25 protein-coding genes and 1 pseudogene are annotated in these 21,337 nt (G+C 41.2%); 8 read left to right on the forward strand and 18 right to left on the reverse strand.

Going from position 1 to position 21,337, the window contains the following annotated elements:
• Nucleotides 1–109 precede the first annotated feature (109 nt).
• Nucleotides 110–439 carry a hypothetical protein gene (locus AMS66_RS33285; protein WP_053784058.1) on the reverse strand — a complete coding sequence of 110 codons (330 nt, stop codon included), beginning with the start codon at nt 437–439 and terminating at the stop codon, nt 110–112.
• A 193-nt stretch (nt 440–632) separates the two neighbouring features.
• A complete protein-coding gene (locus AMS66_RS28900; protein ID WP_053784059.1) occupies nt 633–1,004 on the reverse strand; it encodes a hypothetical protein in 372 nt (123 codons plus the stop codon).
• A gap of 340 nt (nt 1,005–1,344) precedes the next feature.
• Here AMS66_RS28900 and AMS66_RS28905 point away from each other — a divergent pair, with 340 nt between their 5' ends.
• Together AMS66_RS28905 and AMS66_RS28910 are read left to right on the forward strand one after the other, a co-directional pair.
• Nucleotides 1,345–1,623 carry a hypothetical protein gene (locus AMS66_RS28905; RefSeq protein ID WP_053784060.1) on the forward strand — a complete coding sequence of 93 codons (279 nt, stop codon included), beginning with the start codon at nt 1,345–1,347 and terminating at the stop codon, nt 1,621–1,623.
• A 237-nt stretch (nt 1,624–1,860) separates the two neighbouring features.
• Complete coding sequence (locus AMS66_RS28910) at nt 1,861–2,391, forward strand: hypothetical protein (RefSeq protein WP_053784061.1); 531 nt, start codon at nt 1,861–1,863, stop codon at nt 2,389–2,391.
• 110 nt (nt 2,392–2,501) lie between these two features.
• Here the strand turns inward: AMS66_RS28910 and AMS66_RS34215 are convergent, their stop codons facing one another.
• On the reverse strand, nt 2,502–2,876 hold the full coding sequence (locus AMS66_RS34215; RefSeq protein WP_053784062.1) for a hypothetical protein: 375 nt from the start codon (nt 2,874–2,876) through the stop codon (nt 2,502–2,504).
• A 59-nt stretch (nt 2,877–2,935) separates the two neighbouring features.
• Nucleotides 2,936–3,082: a hypothetical protein gene (locus AMS66_RS32865; RefSeq protein WP_160319742.1), complete on the reverse strand. Its 147-nt coding sequence runs from the start codon at nt 3,080–3,082 to the stop codon at nt 2,936–2,938.
• 170 nt (nt 3,083–3,252) lie between these two features.
• Here AMS66_RS32865 and AMS66_RS28920 point away from each other — a divergent pair, with 170 nt between their 5' ends.
• Nucleotides 3,253–3,498 (forward strand): hypothetical protein, encoded by a 246-nt coding sequence (locus AMS66_RS28920; RefSeq protein ID WP_053784063.1) that lies wholly within the window; start codon nt 3,253–3,255, stop codon nt 3,496–3,498.
• Between the two features lie 93 nt (nt 3,499–3,591).
• Here the strand turns inward: AMS66_RS28920 and AMS66_RS28925 are convergent, their stop codons facing one another.
• The 3 genes from AMS66_RS28925 to AMS66_RS28935 all read right to left on the reverse strand — a co-directional run bounded on the left by AMS66_RS28925 (nt 3,592) and on the right by AMS66_RS28935 (nt 6,106).
• Nucleotides 3,592–3,843, reverse strand: coding sequence for a hypothetical protein (locus tag AMS66_RS28925; RefSeq protein WP_053784064.1), 252 nt, complete (start codon nt 3,841–3,843; stop codon nt 3,592–3,594).
• 396 nt (nt 3,844–4,239) lie between these two features.
• Nucleotides 4,240–4,521 carry a hypothetical protein gene (locus AMS66_RS28930; protein ID WP_053784065.1) on the reverse strand — a complete coding sequence of 94 codons (282 nt, stop codon included), beginning with the start codon at nt 4,519–4,521 and terminating at the stop codon, nt 4,240–4,242.
• Between the two features lie 286 nt (nt 4,522–4,807).
• On the reverse strand, nt 4,808–6,106 hold the full coding sequence (locus tag AMS66_RS28935) for a galactokinase (RefSeq protein ID WP_053784066.1): 1,299 nt from the start codon (nt 6,104–6,106) through the stop codon (nt 4,808–4,810).
• Nucleotides 6,107–6,383: 277 nt separating this feature from the next.
• On the opposite strand from AMS66_RS28935, the gene AMS66_RS28940 reads away from it, so the two are divergent.
• A complete protein-coding gene (locus AMS66_RS28940) occupies nt 6,384–6,878 on the forward strand; it encodes a cell wall hydrolase (RefSeq protein ID WP_053784067.1) in 495 nt (164 codons plus the stop codon).
• Between the two features lie 46 nt (nt 6,879–6,924).
• Here AMS66_RS28940 and AMS66_RS28945 read toward each other — a convergent pair whose 3' ends face one another.
• The 6 genes from AMS66_RS28945 to AMS66_RS28970 form a co-directional block, all read right to left on the reverse strand.
• Nucleotides 6,925–7,680, reverse strand: coding sequence for a hypothetical protein (locus tag AMS66_RS28945; RefSeq protein WP_053784068.1), 756 nt, complete (start codon nt 7,678–7,680; stop codon nt 6,925–6,927).
• A gap of 279 nt (nt 7,681–7,959) precedes the next feature.
• Nucleotides 7,960–8,211: a helix-turn-helix domain-containing protein gene (locus AMS66_RS28950; RefSeq protein ID WP_053784069.1), complete on the reverse strand. Its 252-nt coding sequence runs from the start codon at nt 8,209–8,211 to the stop codon at nt 7,960–7,962.
• Nucleotides 8,192–8,371 (reverse strand): YvrJ family protein, encoded by a 180-nt coding sequence (locus tag AMS66_RS28955; protein WP_053784070.1) that lies wholly within the window; start codon nt 8,369–8,371, stop codon nt 8,192–8,194. The genes AMS66_RS28950 and AMS66_RS28955 overlap by 20 nt, the downstream gene beginning before the upstream one ends.
• Before the next feature lie 3 nt (nt 8,372–8,374).
• The gene (locus AMS66_RS28960) at nt 8,375–8,998 is read right to left on the reverse strand and encodes a sigma-70 family RNA polymerase sigma factor (protein ID WP_053784071.1); all 624 of its coding nucleotides are present in this window, start codon (nt 8,996–8,998) and stop codon (nt 8,375–8,377) included.
• Nucleotides 8,999–9,344: 346 nt separating this feature from the next.
• Nucleotides 9,345–9,635 (reverse strand): hypothetical protein, encoded by a 291-nt coding sequence (locus tag AMS66_RS28965; RefSeq protein ID WP_160319743.1) that lies wholly within the window; start codon nt 9,633–9,635, stop codon nt 9,345–9,347.
• Between the two features lie 354 nt (nt 9,636–9,989).
• Nucleotides 9,990–10,751, reverse strand: coding sequence for a hypothetical protein (locus AMS66_RS28970; protein WP_053784073.1), 762 nt, complete (start codon nt 10,749–10,751; stop codon nt 9,990–9,992).
• Between the two features lie 83 nt (nt 10,752–10,834).
• Between AMS66_RS28970 and AMS66_RS28975 the strand changes: the two genes are divergently transcribed.
• The 3 genes from AMS66_RS28975 (at nt 10,835) to AMS66_RS28985 (ending at nt 13,444) form a co-directional block, all read left to right on the forward strand.
• Entirely contained in the window at nt 10,835–11,554 is a 720-nt protein-coding gene (locus tag AMS66_RS28975) for a hypothetical protein (protein WP_053784074.1), read from the forward strand.
• A 221-nt stretch (nt 11,555–11,775) separates the two neighbouring features.
• Nucleotides 11,776–12,702, forward strand: a complete 927-nt coding sequence (locus AMS66_RS28980) for a DUF2268 domain-containing protein (protein ID WP_053784075.1) — start codon at nt 11,776–11,778, stop codon at nt 12,700–12,702.
• Entirely contained in the window at nt 12,677–13,444 is a 768-nt protein-coding gene (locus tag AMS66_RS28985; RefSeq protein WP_053784076.1) for a MerR family transcriptional regulator, read from the forward strand. The genes AMS66_RS28980 and AMS66_RS28985 overlap by 26 nt, the downstream gene beginning before the upstream one ends.
• A gap of 773 nt (nt 13,445–14,217) precedes the next feature.
• Here AMS66_RS28985 and AMS66_RS28995 read toward each other — a convergent pair.
• The 3 genes and pseudogenes from AMS66_RS28995 to AMS66_RS29005 all read right to left on the reverse strand — a co-directional run bounded on the left by AMS66_RS28995 (nt 14,218) and on the right by AMS66_RS29005 (nt 17,999).
• Nucleotides 14,218–16,657: pseudogene (locus AMS66_RS28995) on the reverse strand (DEAD/DEAH box helicase family protein).
• Complete coding sequence (locus AMS66_RS29000; protein WP_053784078.1) at nt 16,641–16,967, reverse strand: nucleoside triphosphate pyrophosphohydrolase; 327 nt, start codon at nt 16,965–16,967, stop codon at nt 16,641–16,643. Before AMS66_RS29000 ends, AMS66_RS28995 begins: the two are co-directional and overlap by 17 nt.
• Before the next feature lie 516 nt (nt 16,968–17,483).
• Nucleotides 17,484–17,999, reverse strand: coding sequence for a HEPN domain-containing protein (locus AMS66_RS29005; protein ID WP_160319744.1), 516 nt, complete (start codon nt 17,997–17,999; stop codon nt 17,484–17,486).
• Nucleotides 18,000–18,140: 141 nt separating this feature from the next.
• On the opposite strand from AMS66_RS29005, the gene AMS66_RS29010 reads away from it, so the two are divergent.
• The gene (locus AMS66_RS29010; RefSeq protein WP_053784079.1) at nt 18,141–18,482 is read left to right on the forward strand and encodes a helix-turn-helix domain-containing protein; all 342 of its coding nucleotides are present in this window, start codon (nt 18,141–18,143) and stop codon (nt 18,480–18,482) included.
• Nucleotides 18,483–18,550: 68 nt separating this feature from the next.
• On the opposite strand, the gene AMS66_RS29015 is transcribed toward AMS66_RS29010, so the two are convergent.
• Both AMS66_RS29015 and AMS66_RS29020 read right to left on the reverse strand, forming a co-directional pair.
• Nucleotides 18,551–20,410, reverse strand: a complete 1,860-nt coding sequence (locus AMS66_RS29015) for a DUF2075 domain-containing protein (RefSeq protein ID WP_053784080.1) — start codon at nt 20,408–20,410, stop codon at nt 18,551–18,553.
• A 40-nt stretch (nt 20,411–20,450) separates the two neighbouring features.
• On the reverse strand, nt 20,451–21,278 hold the full coding sequence (locus AMS66_RS29020; RefSeq protein WP_053784081.1) for a SoxR reducing system RseC family protein: 828 nt from the start codon (nt 21,276–21,278) through the stop codon (nt 20,451–20,453).
• Between the last annotated feature and the right edge of the window lie 59 nt (nt 21,279–21,337).

A 21,337-nucleotide genomic window follows, 5' to 3' on the forward strand; every position in this document is an offset into this window, starting at 1 on the left:
TTTGTTGGTTGATGCTTCGATTATTTTGTGTAGGGAGATGAGATTTTACATAACATTCATGTGATCTTCTAATCTTCGTTATCCAGGGATGTAAGCATCCCTCTTTTCTTTAAAAGCTAAATTTCAATCCTAAGTATTCGACTATGATCCATGAAACAGGCCAAAGTAATGGAACATGAACAACCCAATAAGGGGCTTTATATCGTCCGTTCTCGTAACTAATCCCACAATAAAAAATCGCAAATAATACACCTAAAGGATAGGTAAAGAGAATTTTAACCAATAGATCACGGGAAGTATCATATGTATGTGGATACGGTGCCGATAAGGACATACCAAGTCCAAAAAGAGCCATAGGCCAAATGAACAAAGTAACTCCATACAAAATCAAAAATAATAATAAATAATTGTATAACTTCTCATTCTTCCTCTTGCTCATATGCCCTCCTGAATGCCTAAACGTAATCGCCCAACGTGAATAACCTTATCAGAAGATTTTACAGGATGGATATGGAAATATAAATAGTTTATTCCTTACTGATTAATAAAAAGACCTCCAACCAATTAGGTTAGGAGATCTTTTTATGATGTTAAATTATCGTATTTACCCTATGCAGAAACCGTCTGTCATACTAATTTCCATTCTGCCTATAGTACTCCATTATTCGCATGCGTGTGGTCAGTATCAGCGTCTGTGGCAGTAGCGCCACAAATATAAAAAGCGGCACGATCAGTACCAGATGAGCGGCAAAATTCTCTGCGCCAAACGATGGTTTGGGAAGTTCAATGAAGTACCACCAGGACGGGATGGCAACCATCCAGGTCAGTCCGGTAGAGATGAACATGTCCTTGATACCACTCCACAGAAAGCAGAACAATGCGACAAATACAATTGGAACAGCCCAGGAATCCAATATTGGTCCCCAGCTCTGGAAGACAAAGATAATGGCAGGATACAAAAGATTAATGGTCCAGCGCCAGATCGGATTGTGGTAGATAAACATATTACCTCCTTGCTCGGCAAGTGCACTGATTAATAAGGAGACTGCGCTTTACGCCGATCTTCGCGGTCTGCCTCTTCCATCTTCCTTATATATCGATTTAATCGCTCTTTGTGTGCTTCTAACTCTGCTAATTTGGATGTAGTCCCTTCAAGAAAAGTCGACATTTTTGCAGACAACTGTACTGCAGACTCTCCCTTCCAATCTTGCAGCCTTCCATAATTTTAATTACAGTGTCTTTAGAGTTTATTTCCATAAAAGGAGAATTAATGCCCTATGAAAATAAAACCTGTAGCTCTGATCATACTTATTTTTTTTATTTTTATTAGGAGGATGTTCAAGTATGTCTACCTCAGATAAGCAAAATATTGTAGAAACAGCTACACCAGTAAGTATTCAGTACATAAAGAAGTACTACAATGCGGACTTTATTGTAACGAGTCATGATATTGACGACCCTTCCATCCATTCACGCCTATATCTGTACGGTCATATAACAGGACATGAAGATGAACGTATCACTGTTTCCTATAATTATGATACACAGGAGGTTCTCAGTGTAGAAGGACCAGGCTGGTTTATTGATAGCCGAAATTCGAAAAAGGAAGTACCTTCTTCCTGAGAAAAATCTGCAAAGAAATACACCGATGTATTTACACTTCGTTATATAGGATTGGGAGAAAACCTCCCAATCTTTTTTTTCAATCTCAATGAGCTAAATATATAGAGTGCTTATAGGACGTTCTTACCAGTCTGATCAGAGATATGCTTATTTCTGGGAAAGAAATGAAGAATATAAGCATGATTATGGATATTATAGCTCATACTACCTTCAGGAAATTATTGAAGGAGTGACAACATGAGGTTAAAAAGCATTATCGCTGTTGGAACGGTGTTAACTTGCTCGACGCTGTTATGGGGCTGTGGCAATGCCAATATGAACCATGCTTCGCAGCAGAAGGATACCGTTCAAACCGAGAGCTGGAGCGATCCCAAACGACTTGAAGCTTCCCACCTAGAAGCGTTGGAACGGATGGAAAAGGATCATATTCATCGCATGGTTTCGCTGAATGCGAGCATGGATGAAGACAAAGTAATGACCACCCTTGAACGGTCCACCCAGAAGCTGGAGGAAATGAGACCGCTCGCTGAAATGCTGCAACATGAGGGTCATCCAACGCTGTTACAACGAATTCAAGAGATGGCTGGAGATATCCAAAACTCGAAACAAGTGGTTGCTGAGATGAAAAAACTGCCTCAGGACGGTAAAATTAAGATCCAGTCTGAAAACTCTGATTCCTTGCACCACGTCGCCAGTTTTCGCGATTACCACCAGTACATGCAAGAGAAGATTCAAACTTTAAACGAGGCGAAGTCAACTACACATTAATCTGTATCGGCTATTCGTATGACGTTGGTCTATAACAATTCATAAACAAAACAAACTATAGTTAGATGGGAAGTCTAATTCCTGTCTAACTATTTTCTTGTAAAGAGGTATTACAGTACCCTGCTGCGATCTTCTCTGTCCGCTTCCTCCATTTTACGAATATATCGCATCAGTTCTTCTTTATGAGCTTCGAGTTCAGTCAGCTTTGCAGATGCCCCCTCCATAAATGACTGCATCTTACGTGTCAGCTCTGTTGCGGATGTACCGATCCAGTCTTGCTGTAATCTTCCATGAATGGAGCGCATTTTCTGTTCCTGCTGCATGAGCCGCGTCATCCCAGATACATCCTGACGAGCAGCTACATATTGAGCCAAACCGCCACCCAGGCAATGACCCGTCAATGAAATGTCTGAATCAGGGTACGCCTCATTCACCGCCTCATACAATTCCTCAGCTTGGTGAAACTGATTATTTTCCCAATCCATGTTATCCTTCATAAGCTTAAAGGGACTATTTTTAAATATATTATGGCGTTCTGGATCGGTTATCGCATCTTCAAGCCTTCTGGTTCAACTGCTTTCCAATCTTTATATTTAGCATCTTCCGAGATAACGCTACCCACAGAAATGTCATTTTGGTAAGCGATTATCGATATTTTATGATATAGTTCATCACTGATGTAATCCTGCATAATCAGCCTCCTAATTCAATGCATTTTTATGCTTATATGTAATCTAGTTTAAATTAAGTGTCTATAATATATTTAGACCATCATATGAAAGCCGAGGTGCTATTGATTTGAAAAAAAGATTACTTTTCTTTTTAACCTTGGGACTAATTTTTACTATTCTAGGAGGGTGTATGTCTACTCAAGAGAAAGCAATTCTTGCTGATGCAGAGCAGTTTGCCCATAAATACATATTAGATAATTATGGGTTGGAGGTTGATTTTACTGAGCATAAGTTTACCCCCGTTGATCTCGATAAATCTGTAGGAATACATGGGCATGTCAAAGGAGACGATGACCAAAAAGTATTTGTACTTGTAAAATACGATCCTCTGAAGGTAGAAACGCTTTCTCTCCCTGAAGGAACGGAAAAGAAATAATGCATCATATTTGATTGGTACGGGCCTGATCATATCAAACCTCTTAAATAAATCGATTCATTTCTCACTAAAAAGCAAGATATTGTTTAGAATTTATTTTTTCTTTTGTTTAAGCAGTTCTTTGGGAACAATGGCTGTTTGGACTTCAAACGTATCATAATCAATAAGAATAGAGATTTCCGTTTCTTTTTCGTCTTGGACATGTCCGCTTAGACTAACATTGTGACTCAGATCTTTTGGCATGAACTTATGATCTGTAAACTCAACTTCCGTATTGTATTGATCTATAAAATACTGTTGACCAATTTCTGTGGCCTGTTCAATGATTTTGTCTTGATTGGGCATAGAATTGCATCCTCCAAGGATAAGTAATAGAAGTATAGATATCATAGATAAACATTTAAGCTTTTTAAAAATATTATTCACCCCCTATATATGTGAACTTATACCAAAAGAAGTAGAATCATTATAGTGCATCTTTGGTGTAACGTGTACACAACCACTGAAAAATGAGCAGAAAGTCTTTATCCTTTTGGGTAGTAGACAGTAGGCTCAATCAACTGCATATGCAGTTGTTACCAGAAGCGAATCCCGCCTTTGCGTGTATACGTGAGGAAATAAATCTAGCTTTATCCTAATGAAGTTATTAGGCAGTGTCTGTACACATGATTCCTCCATACGCCACTGCCCTCACTTTAAAATGCTATTCATTCATAGGTATTTACCCTAAACATCCATCGTTCATTCCACCCATAAAGATACCCATATAAAAATGCTGAATAACACAACTGGCATAAGCGCCCCAGTGGCTAACATGATCCAAAGTGTTGCTGGCCTTACTTCCTGGACGTACCGATCAAACCTGCGGAATCGTTCTTTCCGCCATCGAGCAAACTTAATTTGCCTGATCATTTGCTTCAGCATTTTATGCCGCCGTTCCCCTTCTTCCACTTCTTCCAGCGCCAGTCGCAACTCGTCATACAAACGGGCCTCTTCCTGCTCAGCCACTGTGCTTGTCGTCATTTTGCATTCCCTCCCTTACTTAATTAACACGGTAACGACTCCAGAGTTTGAAATTTTATAGGGAAATGAACATAAGACTGCTCACGTTCCACAATCATCTTTGCCAACTCCTGATCTGAAGTTATTTCTGAGAACGGGGCTCCCCTCAGAAGTCCAGATCAAGCCACAAGAGGATAGCAAAAAGCGGTTCTCTTGCATGACCAGCGTCAAGTCGGAGAACCGCTATAATGTACCGTTTGATCCTTTTCGGACGAATTAAACATCGCATTGTGTTACAACGACTACGTTAGCCCACGTTTTCAATCAGCGCATTCAAACATACCGCACCCTGTGCGCGCACATTGACCACAATAATTGGCGTATCCAACATGCCGTGCATCCAGGACATATATTCCTCTACCTTCTCGTTGGGAAGGATAGTGAGAATGACCCCTGCGAATCCACCGCCGTGTATACGGCAAGCGCCATCACCCAGATTTTGCAGATAATTTTCCGTCAGTGCCAGTGCGATGCCAATCTCCTGTTCCTTCACCGAACCGCTCTGATATACATTCTGGAGCCACTTCCATGAAGAATTCCCGGACGCCGTAATCAGATTCAGGAAATCAGCAAAACGTCCTTCGCGCAAGGCCTGCACCTGACCGTCCACCCGATTATTTTCCTCCAGGAAATGCAATGCACGTAGCACCGCACGATCCCCTGCTGCTTCACGTACCTGCTTGAGATTGGCGTAGATCGCCTCGGCTGTAATTTCACGGACATATTCGCTGCCCAGCGCCTTAGCAACCGCTCTCATCTCATAAGGCACAGCAGCGTAGTCTTCTGTCAGATCAGCATGATTCCCACCTGTGTTTACGATGACCAATGAGTAACCGTTTTGTTGGAAATCCCATTGTACAGGTTCAATGACAGGCTCCGCCGGATTTTCAAAATCAATCGCAATCAGCCCACCATAGGCACAAGCCATCTGATCCAGCAGACCGGACGGTTTATTCCAATAGTTGTTCTCCGCATACTGGCCAATCTTGGACATCACCACCACATCCAGCGTTCCTTCATTGTAGAAATGATTCAAGATCGTACAGATCAGCATCTCGAACGATGCCGACGAGCTCAGCCCCGATGCCGAGAACACATTACTGGAGATGTACGCCTGGAATCCGCCTACTTTGTATCCAAACTTACCAACTCCCGCAGCCATACCACGGATCAAGGCCGTAGTCCCATCGTCTTCTGCCTTCGGTGCCAGATCTGTGAGATCGATTACATATTTCTGCTCATAGCCTTCTGAATAAAAGGTAATCACCGAATCCGTCGTTGACGCAGCCACCGCAATCGTATCCAGCGTAATACTGCCCGCCAGCACCTTGCCATGGTTATGATCCGTATGGTTGCCCCCAATCTCACTGCGTCCAGCGGCACTGAATAGCTTGCTACCCTCTTGTACGCCAAAATACTGTTCGAATGATTCATTGAGCTTCGTGTAACGTGCCGTTTGATCTTCCAGTTGCTGCTGACCATACATTTGGGCAAGCAACGTCTGGCCTGAAGTGGATTGGATCAGTTCCAGTGGTTGAGTGTTCATTAATAATCCTCCTATGGGTATGAAGCATTTATTTTTCTATTGTGGATGATGAACAATTACGGGGAACGATTCATGCCCGTTTATCTCCCATTATCTCAGCTTCGTTTCGGAAAAGGTAGGGCAGAATTGAAAGTTTGTAAGCGTTTTTTGAAGCTAGTTGGATAGAGATGATTTAAGAAGAAATGAAATTCGAGAGTGGTTGTAAAATCAGATTCTCATTTCTCTTTATATAAAGAACGCCACAAAGGCGAATAACATTCTAATGGGGGTAATATTTATGGCAATTGGTGATCCACTAACTTCGAAATCTCAGCTTTCTGGACGTGACAGCGTCGATTTGTTAGCAAGGACTCTATACGGAGAAACCCGGGGGGATTCCGAATCTCGTGTAGGTGTTGCTTATGTCATACAGAACCGTAAAAACAATAAAACATATAATGAGTTTAAAAATCTCAACTCGATTGAAGATGTAGTGCTTTATCCATACGCTTTCAGTTGCTTTAATGATAATGATCCTAATTTGGCTCACTGTCTTAAACCTGACACAAGTAGCGCCGTTTGGAAAAACATTGTTAACCTAGCCTCAAACTTAAGCAGTTTTACCAATCCAATCGCCGCGAAGTGTTTCTATAATACTAACACAAGGTTTGCAGAACTGAGTTATACTCAAAATGGAAAACTATATTATAAATTTCCGGGCGGAAGCACGGTAGAAATCAGCTCTAAAATCTCTATTGGTGCGCATATGTTTTTTGACTATATATTTAATTAATTCGATTGCCCAAAAAGCTTGCCCCAAAATTGGGACAAGCTTTTTTCTATTTTTCAATAGGTTCAACTTCAATTTGATCAACAATGAATTCCTTCTTAACACTATCAAATTTATATGTGACATTGAAATCACACACATATGTGGGGGATACTCCAACAGATCCCGGAATATTTAATATTATTTTTTGATTCTCCAATGCATAAATAACTACACCACCGAAAGCAAGCTCATCTTGACTGTAATCTGGCGCTGGATCAGAACCATAGTCAAATTTATATTCTTTTCCTTGGGTTTTAACTGTAATCGCTAACGAACCATCACCATTTTTAGCAACATGCGTTTCAATCTGTTCGGCAACAATGTCATCATAACTTTGTATTTTAATCTCCGATAAATTCTCGGCATTAATTACATGAATATCATAATTATCTAAGCCTGTACCCCGGCCGGTCTGGATTATAATTACGGCTTCTTCCTTACTATCACCCGTAAGATCAGTATAGAATACCTGGGGTTTAGTTCCTGTATCAGGGACTTCCCAATCAAAATCTTTTTTGTTACCATTAATATCCAACTTTATACCTTCGGTTACATTTCCCACTTCTTTAATTGCATAAAGTTTTACTTTTTCATTCTCTGAAGTCTCTATCAATTTGGCATCAGTCCCTGGTTCCGGCTGCGTTGTTACCTGTTTACTGGGAGACTCGCCTGACCCTTGCGTTAACGTGGCCGGCTTATCAGAGCCGCATCCCAAAAGTAAAACCACACTCAACAACATCAATGTACCAATTTCTTTTTTCAACTCCATATTCCCCTTTCATCGTACCTAGCAGAAATTATATCAGAGCAAATAAGATGATGAATTACATAATAATAACAATAATTAAAAAAATAGTTAAATTAATGTTAACAAACATATGCCTTTACCTCATTCTGCTGGTTCAGTATCGTTTGATGAAGCCACTATCGATTCTTGTTTTAAAAACAAAAATACCCTGTCTTTATTTCACGATGACTTAATGACACCATGAAATATGAACAGGGTTCCGGTTTCCGTTTTTTAAATATACACGTTCGTTTTTCATTCGGCATCAAACAGTTGTTTGCAGAACTCTGAGTAAGTAGGTACATGCTCCAATTTATAATTCATGATCTTAATGATCAATCCTTCAACAATGGTCTGTGACAGATCGTCACGCTCTTGGGGTCTGACCTGATATCTCATCCGTTGAATGATAGGTTGAAATGCACTAATAATTTGAAGCATGCTCTCCCGATCCCCACTCTGTGCCCTCTGCACTGCATCATAGAATTCAACGTTGTTTTGATTCATCTTTAATCACCGCTTTAATTACCTCTATAAGGGTACTAATATTCACTGAGAGCTGATCCAGCTTCTTCTCGAATCGGGTAAATAAATATAATGTAATCATGATGGGAAAACCGACCTGACTGATTCCCCCTATAAAAGTCGCAAATGCGCTATTATCCATTGCTTACTCCTCTCTCTCCAGTACGGTTTTCATTTTTTTCAGAGCTGTATTTCTTGTCTTCGCTATGGCCTGCTGGCTGACCTGAAGCCTGCTCGCAATTTCATGATCGTGGTAGCCCTGTCCATAATATAGCGTGGTGACATGTTTCTGCTTATCCGTTAAACTCTCAAATGCTGATTCCACATGCTCATCAGCAAAACCCTCCTTGAAATGCATAGACCGTTCATCCGATTGTAAAATATCCACTGAAGTTTGATAGGCACTCATCGTCTCACCGATACACACACTGGACTCGTCCGAGGATGGCCTGTCATAGATCAGTACATTTCGGGTAGCATAACGCTGATTACGCCGCATCTGATCGATACTCATGAACTTGAGCGATGATGTGACATAAGTGATAAACCGAAATTGAAAGAAATATTTGCGGAACGCCTCATTTAACTCTTCTTCCTTACCAGCCTCCCCTCTCATGGACTCCAACAATAACTTCTGGTGCTTCTCCTGTTCGAAAAAATTTAGAACAACCCGATTATGGAATAACGCGGGATTCTGATGCTTATACTCCTCAAACTGTGCAGTCACCGAATGTGTTGGGTAATGACAAATCTTCTCTAAGGAACTCATATGACTCCCCCTCCTTTAACTTTTTATATTTAAGAAGGCGTTTTTACCCAGAGAAAAAACAACCACAAATAAGAACATTTGTTCGTTTTATTATACTATATTTTTTTCCATATCGTACAAAATAATTAAAAGATCATCCTTTAGGATGATTATCCTCATGACCTATAGATATAAAAAAATAAAACACCAGCACAATTAGGCTGATGTCTCATTATCACTTTTAGGGTGGAAAATTCTTATCTTTGTACGATGGATTCATCAAAAGTAACCGAAACCGAATGAAGAACCTTCTCTGTGTCCGTTTCCTCATCGAATGTTCCATTATGATCTTCATCCAGATAAAAGTTTACCGTTCCATTGCCATCGAAGGAGCACTAAATTCAACCGTCTCATCAAATTTACCTACATCTATAGCAATCTTACCGCTACCAACAAAAGAATGCCCATCTTCAATCTGATAAAAGCAATAGGAAATATCCTGATCAGAAATAATCCCAGCTATATGCAATTGAGTTGTTTCAAGTTTGGCACCTTCTACTGGTGAGGATAAGGTCAATTCAACCTTTTTGGTTGAAGAGCAGGCAGAGAGAGAAATTAACGACTGAGAGAACAAAAAGATAAGTATTTTTTTCATCATATAATCCTTATTAGGTTGTTTTTAGATAAGTTCATCACGCTTTATGAAGTAGATTGGCGCCAATCCAAATAGAGGTGATTAAACACATATTTAACCAACGCAGGAAGTGGAGTACATTACCAACGAGACGGCATTAACCAACCTAGATTATCCGATGTATGAAGCATCGCTTGATTTTGCCACAGGAGTTCTTAACGGTTCGAAAAATTATTTTGGTAATTAAATAGAAAGCTGGGAGAGTGATCTCCCAGCTTTTTTAAGTTATTTTTACATATATATATGTAAAAATTTCAAGAAAGAAATAAAGGCATTCGACTGTTAGTCTGTCATTCTCTGTTACAGCCAAACTGCGTTTTACATCACTTTTGGATATTCATCAAGGCGTTTGTTCACGTCAAGCCCAATCGTGACCTTCCTGGTTTTGCGATTTTCGGAAGAAAACCAGTTTTTCAATGCTGAATACTTGCTTGTTTCCAACGCAGCCGTTTCAATGGTGAATTGGTTATTATCTATCCAATCATATGAGATGATGGGCCAAGTCGGCTTCAACATAAATGGCTCTTCAAGAGCAGCTGATGTATACGGAATGATTTTTAATTTTTCGAGATCCACGGCAACAAGAATTTGTCTCTTGACTAGGCTACCTTCATCATAAGCGTAACGAATTAACACCTTTTTATGATCTGAAGAAACTTTATAATCCTGAAATATGCCGACAGGCATGGTTAGACTTTCGCTCTTATTCCCATTTGTTTTGACTAAAATGGTGGAACAATCCTTGGTCCCACAACCATATTTCAGCATCGCAAACATCTTAGAAGAAGGGACATCCAGCGAAGTAAACTGAGTACGCGCAATCTCCGTTTGAATATCCCCTTCATTCAATAAATAATTCTTATACTTAGGAATGTCGTTAAGGGATAATTTTATGGATTTCCCCTCACTTTTGATTTCAACGATATCAGGTAAAGTGGATAATTCGGCATGCGGGAGTTCCGTCTCCGTGGAAACTGTTTCAGTTGCCTCACTCGCGGATGAGTTGATTAAGTACAACCAAACCGTACTCCCTGAACCGACAAGCAACAGGAGCAAGAAAGGGATCAAATATTTTTTCATTACCGTTTTCCTCATTTCAGGTTGTTTTATAGTCGACTTCGTTCGCCTTATGAGTATTCCCAAACATAAGGAGATGAAGTTATATGGCACTTACAGACAGCTTGAAAGACAAATTGTTGAGAAATACCGGATTTTTTGAAGGAAACGATGGTTATTCCACCGTTTCAGGTAATTTTGATGGACAAGGACTTTCGTTCGGCATTATCCAGTACAACTTTGGTCAAGGGACCCTGCAACCTTTACTAAAAGAGTACATTCAGAACAACGAAACCGAGTTCAAAGCCGTATTCGGTACTTCCAAAGCCGCGACCCTGAAAGATGTGGTCAACAACAAAACGAAATCACAACAAATTGATTGGGGCGCCAGTATCTCAACAAGCGGTGGTAATGTGGTATCTGAATGGAAGACACTGTTTGAGTCCATGGGGGCAAAGTCTGCGAACCAGGCACTTCAACGTAAATACGCCGAAAGTTATTTTGATCGCGCCGTCACCTTCGCTGGCAAATTCGGTATTATTAGCACTCAGGGGCTTGCCTTCTTATTCGATCATTCCGTGCAGTCCTGGAGCCTTTCCGGAGAAAGCTCAATCATTTCCGAAATTAAATCTCTCGAAAAAGCATGGAGAGATATGGGAGAGACTGGTCGTTATCCCGACAAAGAACGATTGTATTCTGTCTTGAAAGGAGTTAGCGGTTCAGATCCAATTGCCCGTAGAACAGCTATTCGTAATGGATCAGGCACCGTACACGGAAAGAGTTATAACATTTCAACATTTGGATTGTCATACTCGACCAACTTTTAATATGGTAAAAGCGGGACACCCCCTTGTGGGGTGTTTTTCCAATTTAAAAGCATTATATAATAAGGATCTTTGGTGGGGGTTTCAGTTCTGTCTCAAAGTTCAAAGGAATTGAACCAAAATTGTAACAATTAGTAAATAAACTATTTAGCGATCTCTCCTTGACTGTTACGTAAAGTCATACTTGATAATGGGCTCAAGTTCACCTAAAGGAGAGATTAATGATGAAGATTACTGCGTTACGCTCAGATAAAATCTATGAGGAGATCATTCAGGCTGAGCCTGATGAGAAATTGGAGTTATACCTCGAGCACATGATGAGTCCTTTCATGAACAAATGGAACATACAACAGATCCCGTTTCGATCTCATGAGCCTCACGGCTTCGACGTGATCATGATGAATAACTTTATGAATATCGCTCCTGCAGATATAACTCCTGAGATTAACGAATCGTTAGCAGCGATTTCGTCAGAAGCATTTTGGCAAAAGTGTCATGAAGCCATTAGTACGAGTCTATCCACTTTTACTGATAATGGCATTGAGCTATCGGTCTCCGAATATCTATATACGATTTTATTAGGCGACAAGAATAGCCCTTCACTCATGATGAACGAAGGTATCAGCGGAGATGGTGGAATTCCGGGTTATATTATTGCGAATCTGATCCCCAATAGGTATACTCTACCTCGTATGCAATCCGTGTTAGCCCACGAATGCAATCATAACGTGAGGTATCAATATATCCAGTGGAATCCACAGATTACGCTCGGGGAAATGGTTGTTAGCGAGGGGCTAGCCGAGAGCTTTGCAACATCCCTGTATGGAGAAGAGTTGTTAGGACCTTGGGTAGCCAAAACGGATATGGAGACTTTGAATACCGTAATCAAACCAAGAATGAAAGACCAGCTGCATGTCACAGGTTTTGATCAGATTAATCCCTATCTATACGGCGATGAACTTGCCAAACTGCAAAACTTTACGCCCGTAGGTATGCCCTATGCGGCTGGCTATGCCTGCGGTTATCACTTAATCCAATATTATCTGAACAAGACAGGTACACCGATTACCGAAGCAACCATCACTCCGGCAAGTGTCATCCTTGCTGAAACAAAGGACTTTTGGAATGAAGACACTCTATTTCACCGTTAAAGATATCATTCAGATTACCGGCGTCACCAAACGCGCACTACATTATTACGATAAAACGGATCTATTGAAACCGAGCAAAGTCGAGGACAATGGCTATCGGTATTACAATCAAGAGGCACTGGGGAATCTGCAAATGATTCTCCTGTTCAAAGAAATGAATTTCTCATTGAAAGACATTGCAACCATGATGCAACTTTCAAAAGAAGAACAGAAAAATATTCTAAGAGAGCATCGCAGTACACTCGTTCAACGAAAACAAAAACTCGAAACCATCATCGACCAGTTGGACGAGTATGTGGATGGGACGGATATTGTTCATCTTAATCTGTTTGGTGATTCTCCCATTCTATCCATCCAAGAACAATATGAATCCGAGGCGAAGTTCGTCTACGGAGATACCGAGAAATATCAGGAATTCGAAGCTAATGTGAACCAACTGTCTGCGGAAGAGCAAGAACAAGCTTACCAGCAGTTCTCGGTCAACATGGAGCAGGTATTTCGGGAATTGGCGAAACATCAGGATCTGTCCCCTGCTTCTGGTGAGGTGCAAGCGTTAGTGCGTGAATGGAAGAGTTGCCTGGAGCAGTTCATGGTCTGTGATGCTGAGATTCTGAGATGTATCGCGGAAGCCTATACGACGGATCGTCGTTATGCGGGTTATTTCGATCAGTTTGGCGATGCGGATTTTTTGAGGTTTTTGTATCAAGCGATTATGATTTTTGTTAATGTGGAGGAAATATAACTTCGAGTAAGTGGATACACCACTGAGATTACAAAGAATAAAAAGTATCTTCATTGCAAAACAAAATGTGTGAGATGTACGTTTCTTATTACAAAGATCATTTTTTCGTCTGAAAGCCTCACTCTCATACTGATACTTTTAATGCTATCCCTTCTGTATTGAAGCCTTAATTTAGTAATGTCAGTTTTAATAAGTAAAGAGGTGATTCTTGGATGCGGATAAAAAGTGAAAAGCTTTCAAAACTCTTTTTACTTATTTACTCTGTTATAATGCTTTTATTTTATTGTTGCTATGTATTTCTGGAAAATTATCGATTAAAGCAATCACAACAGTGGATATCCAAAAACAACTTAAGAGAAGAAGATGTTAACTCGATCAGCCAGATCGGAACATGGACAACGATCATAGAAACGACGTTCCTCATTTTATTTGTGATTACAATCATTTTTGTGGTGTATCGATATCAAAAGACACCAATAAAACATTTTATCATTTTGAATGCAGGATTGTTCGCTGGAATTGCATTAGTTAGTTTCGTGATTTCCCTTACAACATCGATGTTAGTTGGAAACCTAATCCAACCTGTAATCATTCCTACAATTTTACTTGCAGCCTTATTCGTCTACAGATTGTGGAAAACAAGAAATTGACTGCAACAAAACAAACGGCGTACCATTTTTTAACGATACGCCGTTTGTTTTTATATTAAGGAAATTTCAAAGTACCCTTAAATTTCAGATAGCAACACAACGCCTTGCCATTCCGTAGCCTATCTATTCATTGCTTCTTCGCTCGAAATATACGTGCAACCGATACAGACAAATTTCCTTCGTCCAGCGATAAAGTTTCGCCCGTTCTTCCGGATCCTGCACCTGCACATCCAGTGAGAACACCCCATCCTCGAATCGCGTCATGCTGCCCTTCGCGCCGCTCCACATAGACATCGGCATGTCGATAATCAGTTTCTCAATCCGTATTGCCGTCTTCTCACTCCATTCCCAGAGCGCTAGCTTGTCCTTGTCCGAAAAGTCCTTCCGTTTCCGGTATTCCTTCTCTGTCAGATACGTATGAAAAAATTCAGCCATCTCCCCCGGCGTGATCGGGTCCATCCAGTGAGCTTCGCCTCGCTCCAGCATGTACAGCAGCACGATCATTTTGTAGCTTTTGTTCATGATTGTCTTCTCCACATCACGCAGCCACGCCTCATGCCGGACGTACACCTCTCCCTCAGCCGGGGACAGCAGCTCCACCCAATAGAGAAAACCAACATAGGAGCCAAATTCGTTCCGGTACCCGATACTCTTCGAACGCCCCATCAGATGCAGCTCCAGATACGTCGGAATACGCCCCAGCTCTCGTTTCACATCCAGAAAATCCTGATGCAACTTCTCACGGCGCGGCAGCCGTTTGCGGCTTAGCTCCTGAAGCAGGTTCACCACCTGCGTCTCCAGATGAATCCCGCAGTTGTCCGGAACTTCCGGCACAGCCGAATCCCGGTCTTTCGCGGTTCCCTCCAGCTCCCCGCGCACATCCAGCAGACTCAGCTTCACATCCGCATTCCGGTAGTTTCCGATCAGGTCGATGATGACACAATGCGATTTGCCTTCCGCCAGCCGCAGACCACGCCCCACCTGCTGTGTAAACACCGTGAGCGACTCGGTTGGACGCACGAACAATAGCGTATCCACACGTGGAATATCCGTCCCTTCGTTGAACAGATCCACCGTCAGCACAACCTCCAGATCACCCGCATCAAGCTGCCGAATGGCTTCCTCCCGCGATATCTCCGATGTGCGCGAATGCAGACTGAGTACCTTCACGCCCTGACTTCGGAAATATGCAGCTAAAAAGTCTGCCTGCCGGATCGACGAGCAAAAGCCAATCGTTCTCGTCTGCTTGTGTCGGACCCAGGCTGCATAGATCGTCTCTACATGCTCCTCTTGCAACTGAACAGCCATGAGCTGTTCTTCATCATACTTCGTGCCAATCCAGCGAATAATCCGTATTGTCGAATACCCCGTAATATTGAAATGGCGCCAGCCAACCTCGCCGGATCGCTTCAATAAAATGCATCTGGTACGCCACATTCCCATCACAGAGCGCATACACATCCTTGCCATCCAGCCGATCCGGGGTAGCCGTGATGCCCAGAAGGAACTTAGGCTGAAAATGCTCAATCACCAACATGTACGTCTTCGCCGCCGCATGATGGAACTCATCCACCACGATCAGATCAAATGCATCCATCGCAAAACCATCCCGGTGCTTCTGCATACTCAGCGTAAAGATCGAAGCGTACACACAATTCGCCTCCCCATCCTTATACTGCCCGTTATAGATTCCATGACTGCGCTCCGGCATGATCCGTTGAAAAGACTTCTTCGCCTGGAACAGAATCTCTTCCCGATGCGCCACAAACAACACCCGCTGGAACCGCTGGGCGAAGAAACCCGCCAGATACGTTTTGCCAAGCCCGGTCGCCATGATGACCATCGCCTTGTCGTACTGCTCCTCTATCGTGCCATGAAGTGCTTCGAGGGCATCCAACTGCGCAAAGCGCGGTTGAATCGGGACAAGCGACAGCTCGGCGGCGGTTTCTCCCTCTTTTTCCCCCGGAAGCCCCGTACCGAACTCCACTTCTTCCATCTCCATGATCCGCTGGATCATCTCCGGGTTCTTCTGGTGATACTTGCGGTACTCTTCCTCATACAACGCAATCGAATCCGGGTTCACCGGCAATGTTGTCTCGTGGTAGAAGCTCTGCATGAACTTGTCCAAAGCCATCTGAAACGTATACGGCTCCGCCTCCGCATTCATCGCGAGATTCCATTCATACCCCGTCTTCAGCGCAGTGAACGAAAAGTTCGATGAACCGACGATCAACAATCCTTCGCCGTTGTCATGATCGAACAGATACGCTTTCGGGTGAAAAGAAGTCCCCATACTTCGCCACAGCCGTGTCTCAATTCGTAGATCAACCTCACACAGTGCCCGCAAGCCCTCCGGCTGCGTGATATACAGATAGTCTCCCGCGAGCATCCGTACTTCTGCCCCACGCTCCGCCGCCCGCTTTAAGTGCGGGGCCAGCAGTCTCACCCCGGACTGCATAATAAAGGACGTCATAATATAAATCCCGGATGCATGCTGCATCCGGGCAATCAGTTCGTCTGCCAAGTTATCTGTAATGAGTTTAACGTTAAGCTTCGTCGACATCGATCAGATACACCCGTTCCTGGAATCCACCGCGTGCCTCGGCTTTGTCTGCCCGCAGCTTATCGAGTTGGGCCGCATTCGCCCCATGCACTTCCGCCAACGCTCGGATGACCTCAAGCATGTCGGCCAGTTCTTCCAGCGCTTCCTGATCGCTTGCTGCACCCACGTACTCCTCCGACTCTTCTTGCAACTTCGTTCTTAATTCTTGCTTATACTCCTCCGGGTCCAGAATGCGTGTGCGGCATTCCTTACCGCTGGATGTAATAATATGCGGGATCTTGTCCCGCACCAATTTGTTGTATGTAGGCATGTGGTATAACATCCTTTCTGCTGTGAGAGCCTTCAAGCCCCGCGCCAGAATCTCCCTTTTTGCCATTATACCATTTGCTATGGGGAGGGATGGGTTGATTTAATAGAAAATAATCAACAAACACACCAACGGGCACAACGTCAACAATGCCGCTGTCAAACTGATCTGTCCCGCGACTCGTCCTCCGGTAAATTCTTGCCGTGAAAAGAACATCCATATCGAGAGGTACGTAGCGCATAGTGGGAATGAAATTATCCCGCTAAACGTACTCGGTTCCATGTACCCATTCATCATGCTTTTACCAATTAGGATTAGAGTAACCAATTCCAATATAGATAATATGAAAAACGCGATAGCAATTACTCTTTTCAAAATGTACACCTACTTTCCAGATGCAAAGCAAAGGGCATCCTTTGTAACCTCTGCATCATATATCCTTTATTTGGATGATGTCATCTTGTAAGCGTAACACAGATAAATCAAACATTTAACCCAAATGATCAATTAAAAAACATCTTACCCTGATGAATCATCCTTCAATCGAGTGGCTAACTCGTCCAATATCTCTTCTGTTCGTTGAAGAAGCTTTTCGATGTTGTTTAGTTGTATTGGTTGGTCATACGGATAATCTGCTAGGGAAGACATATGTTGTATCGTGCCGATGAACAAAGCGATATCCAATCCGGGTTCAGTGTCCGTATGCACTAGAGGCAAGATTTCGTTCATGGTGAGTTCCTTGGGTGGATGAACTGAATGATACTTATGGATATATAACGCCTTGATCATGGAGGCTAGAGCCCAATCACATAGAATCAGGCAGGCTTTGAACTGATTGTGATTACGCATGATTACAGCAAGTTTGAGATGATACTTAGCATGTTGGTGATAGGCCATTATTGTGGTACGTAGCATTTGGTAAGCAGGAATATGTTTGGATCTAGGTTGTGTGGAGATATCATGGTCTTGCAAACGTGGGGTAAAATCTACTTGGTGATTACAATGTGCATCGGTTATGGACCAATTTTTTGCCATTGCCATCCCTCCAAAGAGTTAATACCAGTATTATACAATAAAATGATACCTATAGTAATCAATTAAATTATTTGTATTCTTCGTTTGGTGTTTACCTTGAGGAAACTTGTCTACACTTTTGAACATAGAGAGGTGAATACCATGAACGAGGACAAAGAAGTTTTGAAGCTGGTCGGAGCCAGAATTCGCGCACTACGCAAAGAAAGAGGGTATTCACAGGAGTCCCTCGGAGAAAAAGGTGGATTTCATTTTTCATACATAGGACAGATTGAACGTGGAGAAAAGAATGTTTCTTTGGTGAACTTGGCAAAGATCGCTGAGTCACTGGATGTTAATTTGGTTCAATTATTTGCTTATATAGAAGAAGAGTTTGAGGTAACTGAAGATGAGAAACAAATCAAAGAAATTGTACAACTGCTAAGAGATGCTTCTCCTGATAATATTCGTGTATCCAAAAATGTTATTAAAGGGATATTGATGTGAAACAGCAAACCCTATCCGTCCATTTATGGATTGATAGGGTTTCTCTATACTTTGCATAGCACAGCTCATTATTTTGAATTTGCTCTGCTACATAAATAATTCATCAATTCTTGATCTCGACAGTAAACATAACAACCTTTCATCCCCCGAGACATCAAGATTTTATAAATATTTTTGATAAGTTTTGTTAGTTCCTCATTCTTAAATTTAAGCCCTCGTTTTCCCATTCTATCTTTGTACTCATCATAATCTGAATAAAGTTCCATTTTATCCGAATCATATTTTAGATCATTCCCTATAATTACGCCTACATAATCAAACTCAAGACCTTGAGATGTATGAACACATCCAATCTGGTCTATACCACTCTCATGGATAGCCCAAGTACTTGATATTGAACGAGCATTCCAAGGCATAGCAAAACGATGTTCTTCAATAGTTACATCCGGAATTTCCCCATTGCGATTACCTTCTTTATCAGCTGTCCAATTCCAAGCAAAACCTGCCAACATCCTCGCCTTATACCCCTGATCGTTTTTACTTTTGATTAGATCGTATACTTCGTTAGGCGTGTCTACTAATTTAAATTCAAAAGAATCTTGATCCCAACCATCGAAATTAGCGGTGGGACGAATCTGTAAAGCATCATCAACCCAATTCAAAAATCCTTCTGCTCCAGAACAACGGAACTGTGCTGCTAGTGAGTATTCATGCACTTCCGAATCATACAGGGCAGCTAAACGTCTAATCTCGTCAATAGAATTTATATCTTCAGGACGAATACGTTGAAAATCATCTATGAAAAACACATTCACTTTAGATGCCTTTATGATATCTTCGATCTGATTCTCTCCAAGATATTGATATGCTCCTTTGCCTTTTAATCGATGCGCCTCATCCACAACTAGTACGTCATACATATCAGCTGGCTCTTTGTAAAACTGACTTGATCCTGTAAATAACATCTTTGTCCTAGTCTTGTTTCTAGCTTGTCGCTGAGTCAAGGTCTCTACCATAACTGTCCGAAATGAAGCATTCGGGGCAATGAATTTAACATTTAACTTGTTTTTAAGTAATCCGCCAAGTGCATTCATAGATATCACTGATTTACCTGTTCCAGGCCCACCTTGTACAATGATTGTGCGTTTTACATCTGTTTGCTTGGCAAGGCTCATAATGGCCTCGTATGCAACCTTCTGCTCATCAAGTAAAACAAAATCAGAGTTCCCTTGAAATAATCCATCGATATGATCAATTAGTTTCTTAGAAGGACGAATCTTACCATTCTCAATTAAATAAAGTAAATTAACTCCATTCCCTTCACCTACATGCCTTTTTAGAAAATCTTGAAGTTTAGAAGCATCATCAGCTAGAAACAAAGGAGCTTCACGGATGATATCCTGATATTGATTATATTGAAGGGGGTCCGGCTGTACTGTCCTGTAGTTATGTAGATATGCACATGAGTATCCGTTAATATCTTTGGAATATACGGCCTCATTCATATCACTCAGATACTGTTTGTATGACCATGCTTGATATGAAGGATGCGGTGTCTCTCTTGTTCTACCTCCAATAAAGGCCCTTACAACATCCTCCCGATCCATAGCCTCTACTGCATCCCATTGTTTTAACTCAACGATCACAAAGTTATCATTCTTTTGTTCATCCTGACCTGCAATGATAAAATCTATTCGTTTGCTTGTAGAAGGAATGTTGTACTCAATTAATATCCCGCAGTCATCTGCTACTTTCGAATTACGGATAATTTTCTCCATAAACTGCATAGAGTTGTTCCAAGCTCGTACTTCCCCTTGATTAGGTCTTTTCCCCATCCCTTTAATAAATGCTTCTTCAATCTGAACTGTAATTTGGTTGTTATCAACTGATTCACGGAAAGCTAATGCGTTACTGCTGTAGATAATCATGATGCACCGCCTGAATTATATTAGTTTTTCAGTGTCACTTTTATATATAGTACTCTATTGAGTCTTCTGTGTTTTTTAGTATTTTTAAAAGATGTATTTTCTCAGAAAGTATCTTTGAACGTTCGTCTGTACGAAAGATTGTTGCGTCATGTATATACTCACTATTCCCAAGTAAAAAATGCTCTTTATCAATAAGATGATAAATAAACCATTTCATGTCTTCATATTCTTGATCTAAAACGTAAAAACACTCATACTCGTACTTACTAAATTTTTCACGTAGTTGAGAGAATGTCATTATTATCAGTAATACAAACATTGAACTCGTAAATAATAATGAAAATAGAGTTAAAGTTAAATTAACTAATAATACTTCTGGTTTGTCTAAAGTAAGCTCTAAACTACCTTCTGCTATACTATTGGCAAGAAAACTTGGAAGCACAGAAAAAAAACATAATATTTGTACCATAAGTATGATTAATGAAAATTTAAAATTCTTCAATCTTGAAAACCTTTTATCAAAAATGCTATTTTTTGTTAGGCTAATATATACAATAATAAAATATAAACAAGTTCCAATGATTGAGATAACGAGTGTAACATATTCGTTCATACCAAGATTAAAGTACAACAGTGTAAGGAAAACAGAAACAATGAAGCCTAATATCACATATACAATGTAATTAGATATTTTTATCAAAGTCCTCTTTTCTTTTGATGAAATTAACCTTTCGATCTTGGATGAAGTTAACGAAGTTATTACCTGATTTTTCTTTAAAAAAGTCCACATAAAGCTAAGAATAGCAACAATCCCGCCCACTCCGCCTAATTTAGATAAAAATTGTCCATCCAAAATTCTATCCCACATGACCTTGCCTCCATACATATTCTAATACCGCTAGTTTTCAAACAATACACTTATTCGCC

Source organism: Paenibacillus xylanivorans, from assembly GCF_001280595.1.
In the GTDB taxonomy this organism is placed as follows: Bacteria; Bacillota; Bacilli; order Paenibacillales; family Paenibacillaceae; genus Paenibacillus; species Paenibacillus xylanivorans.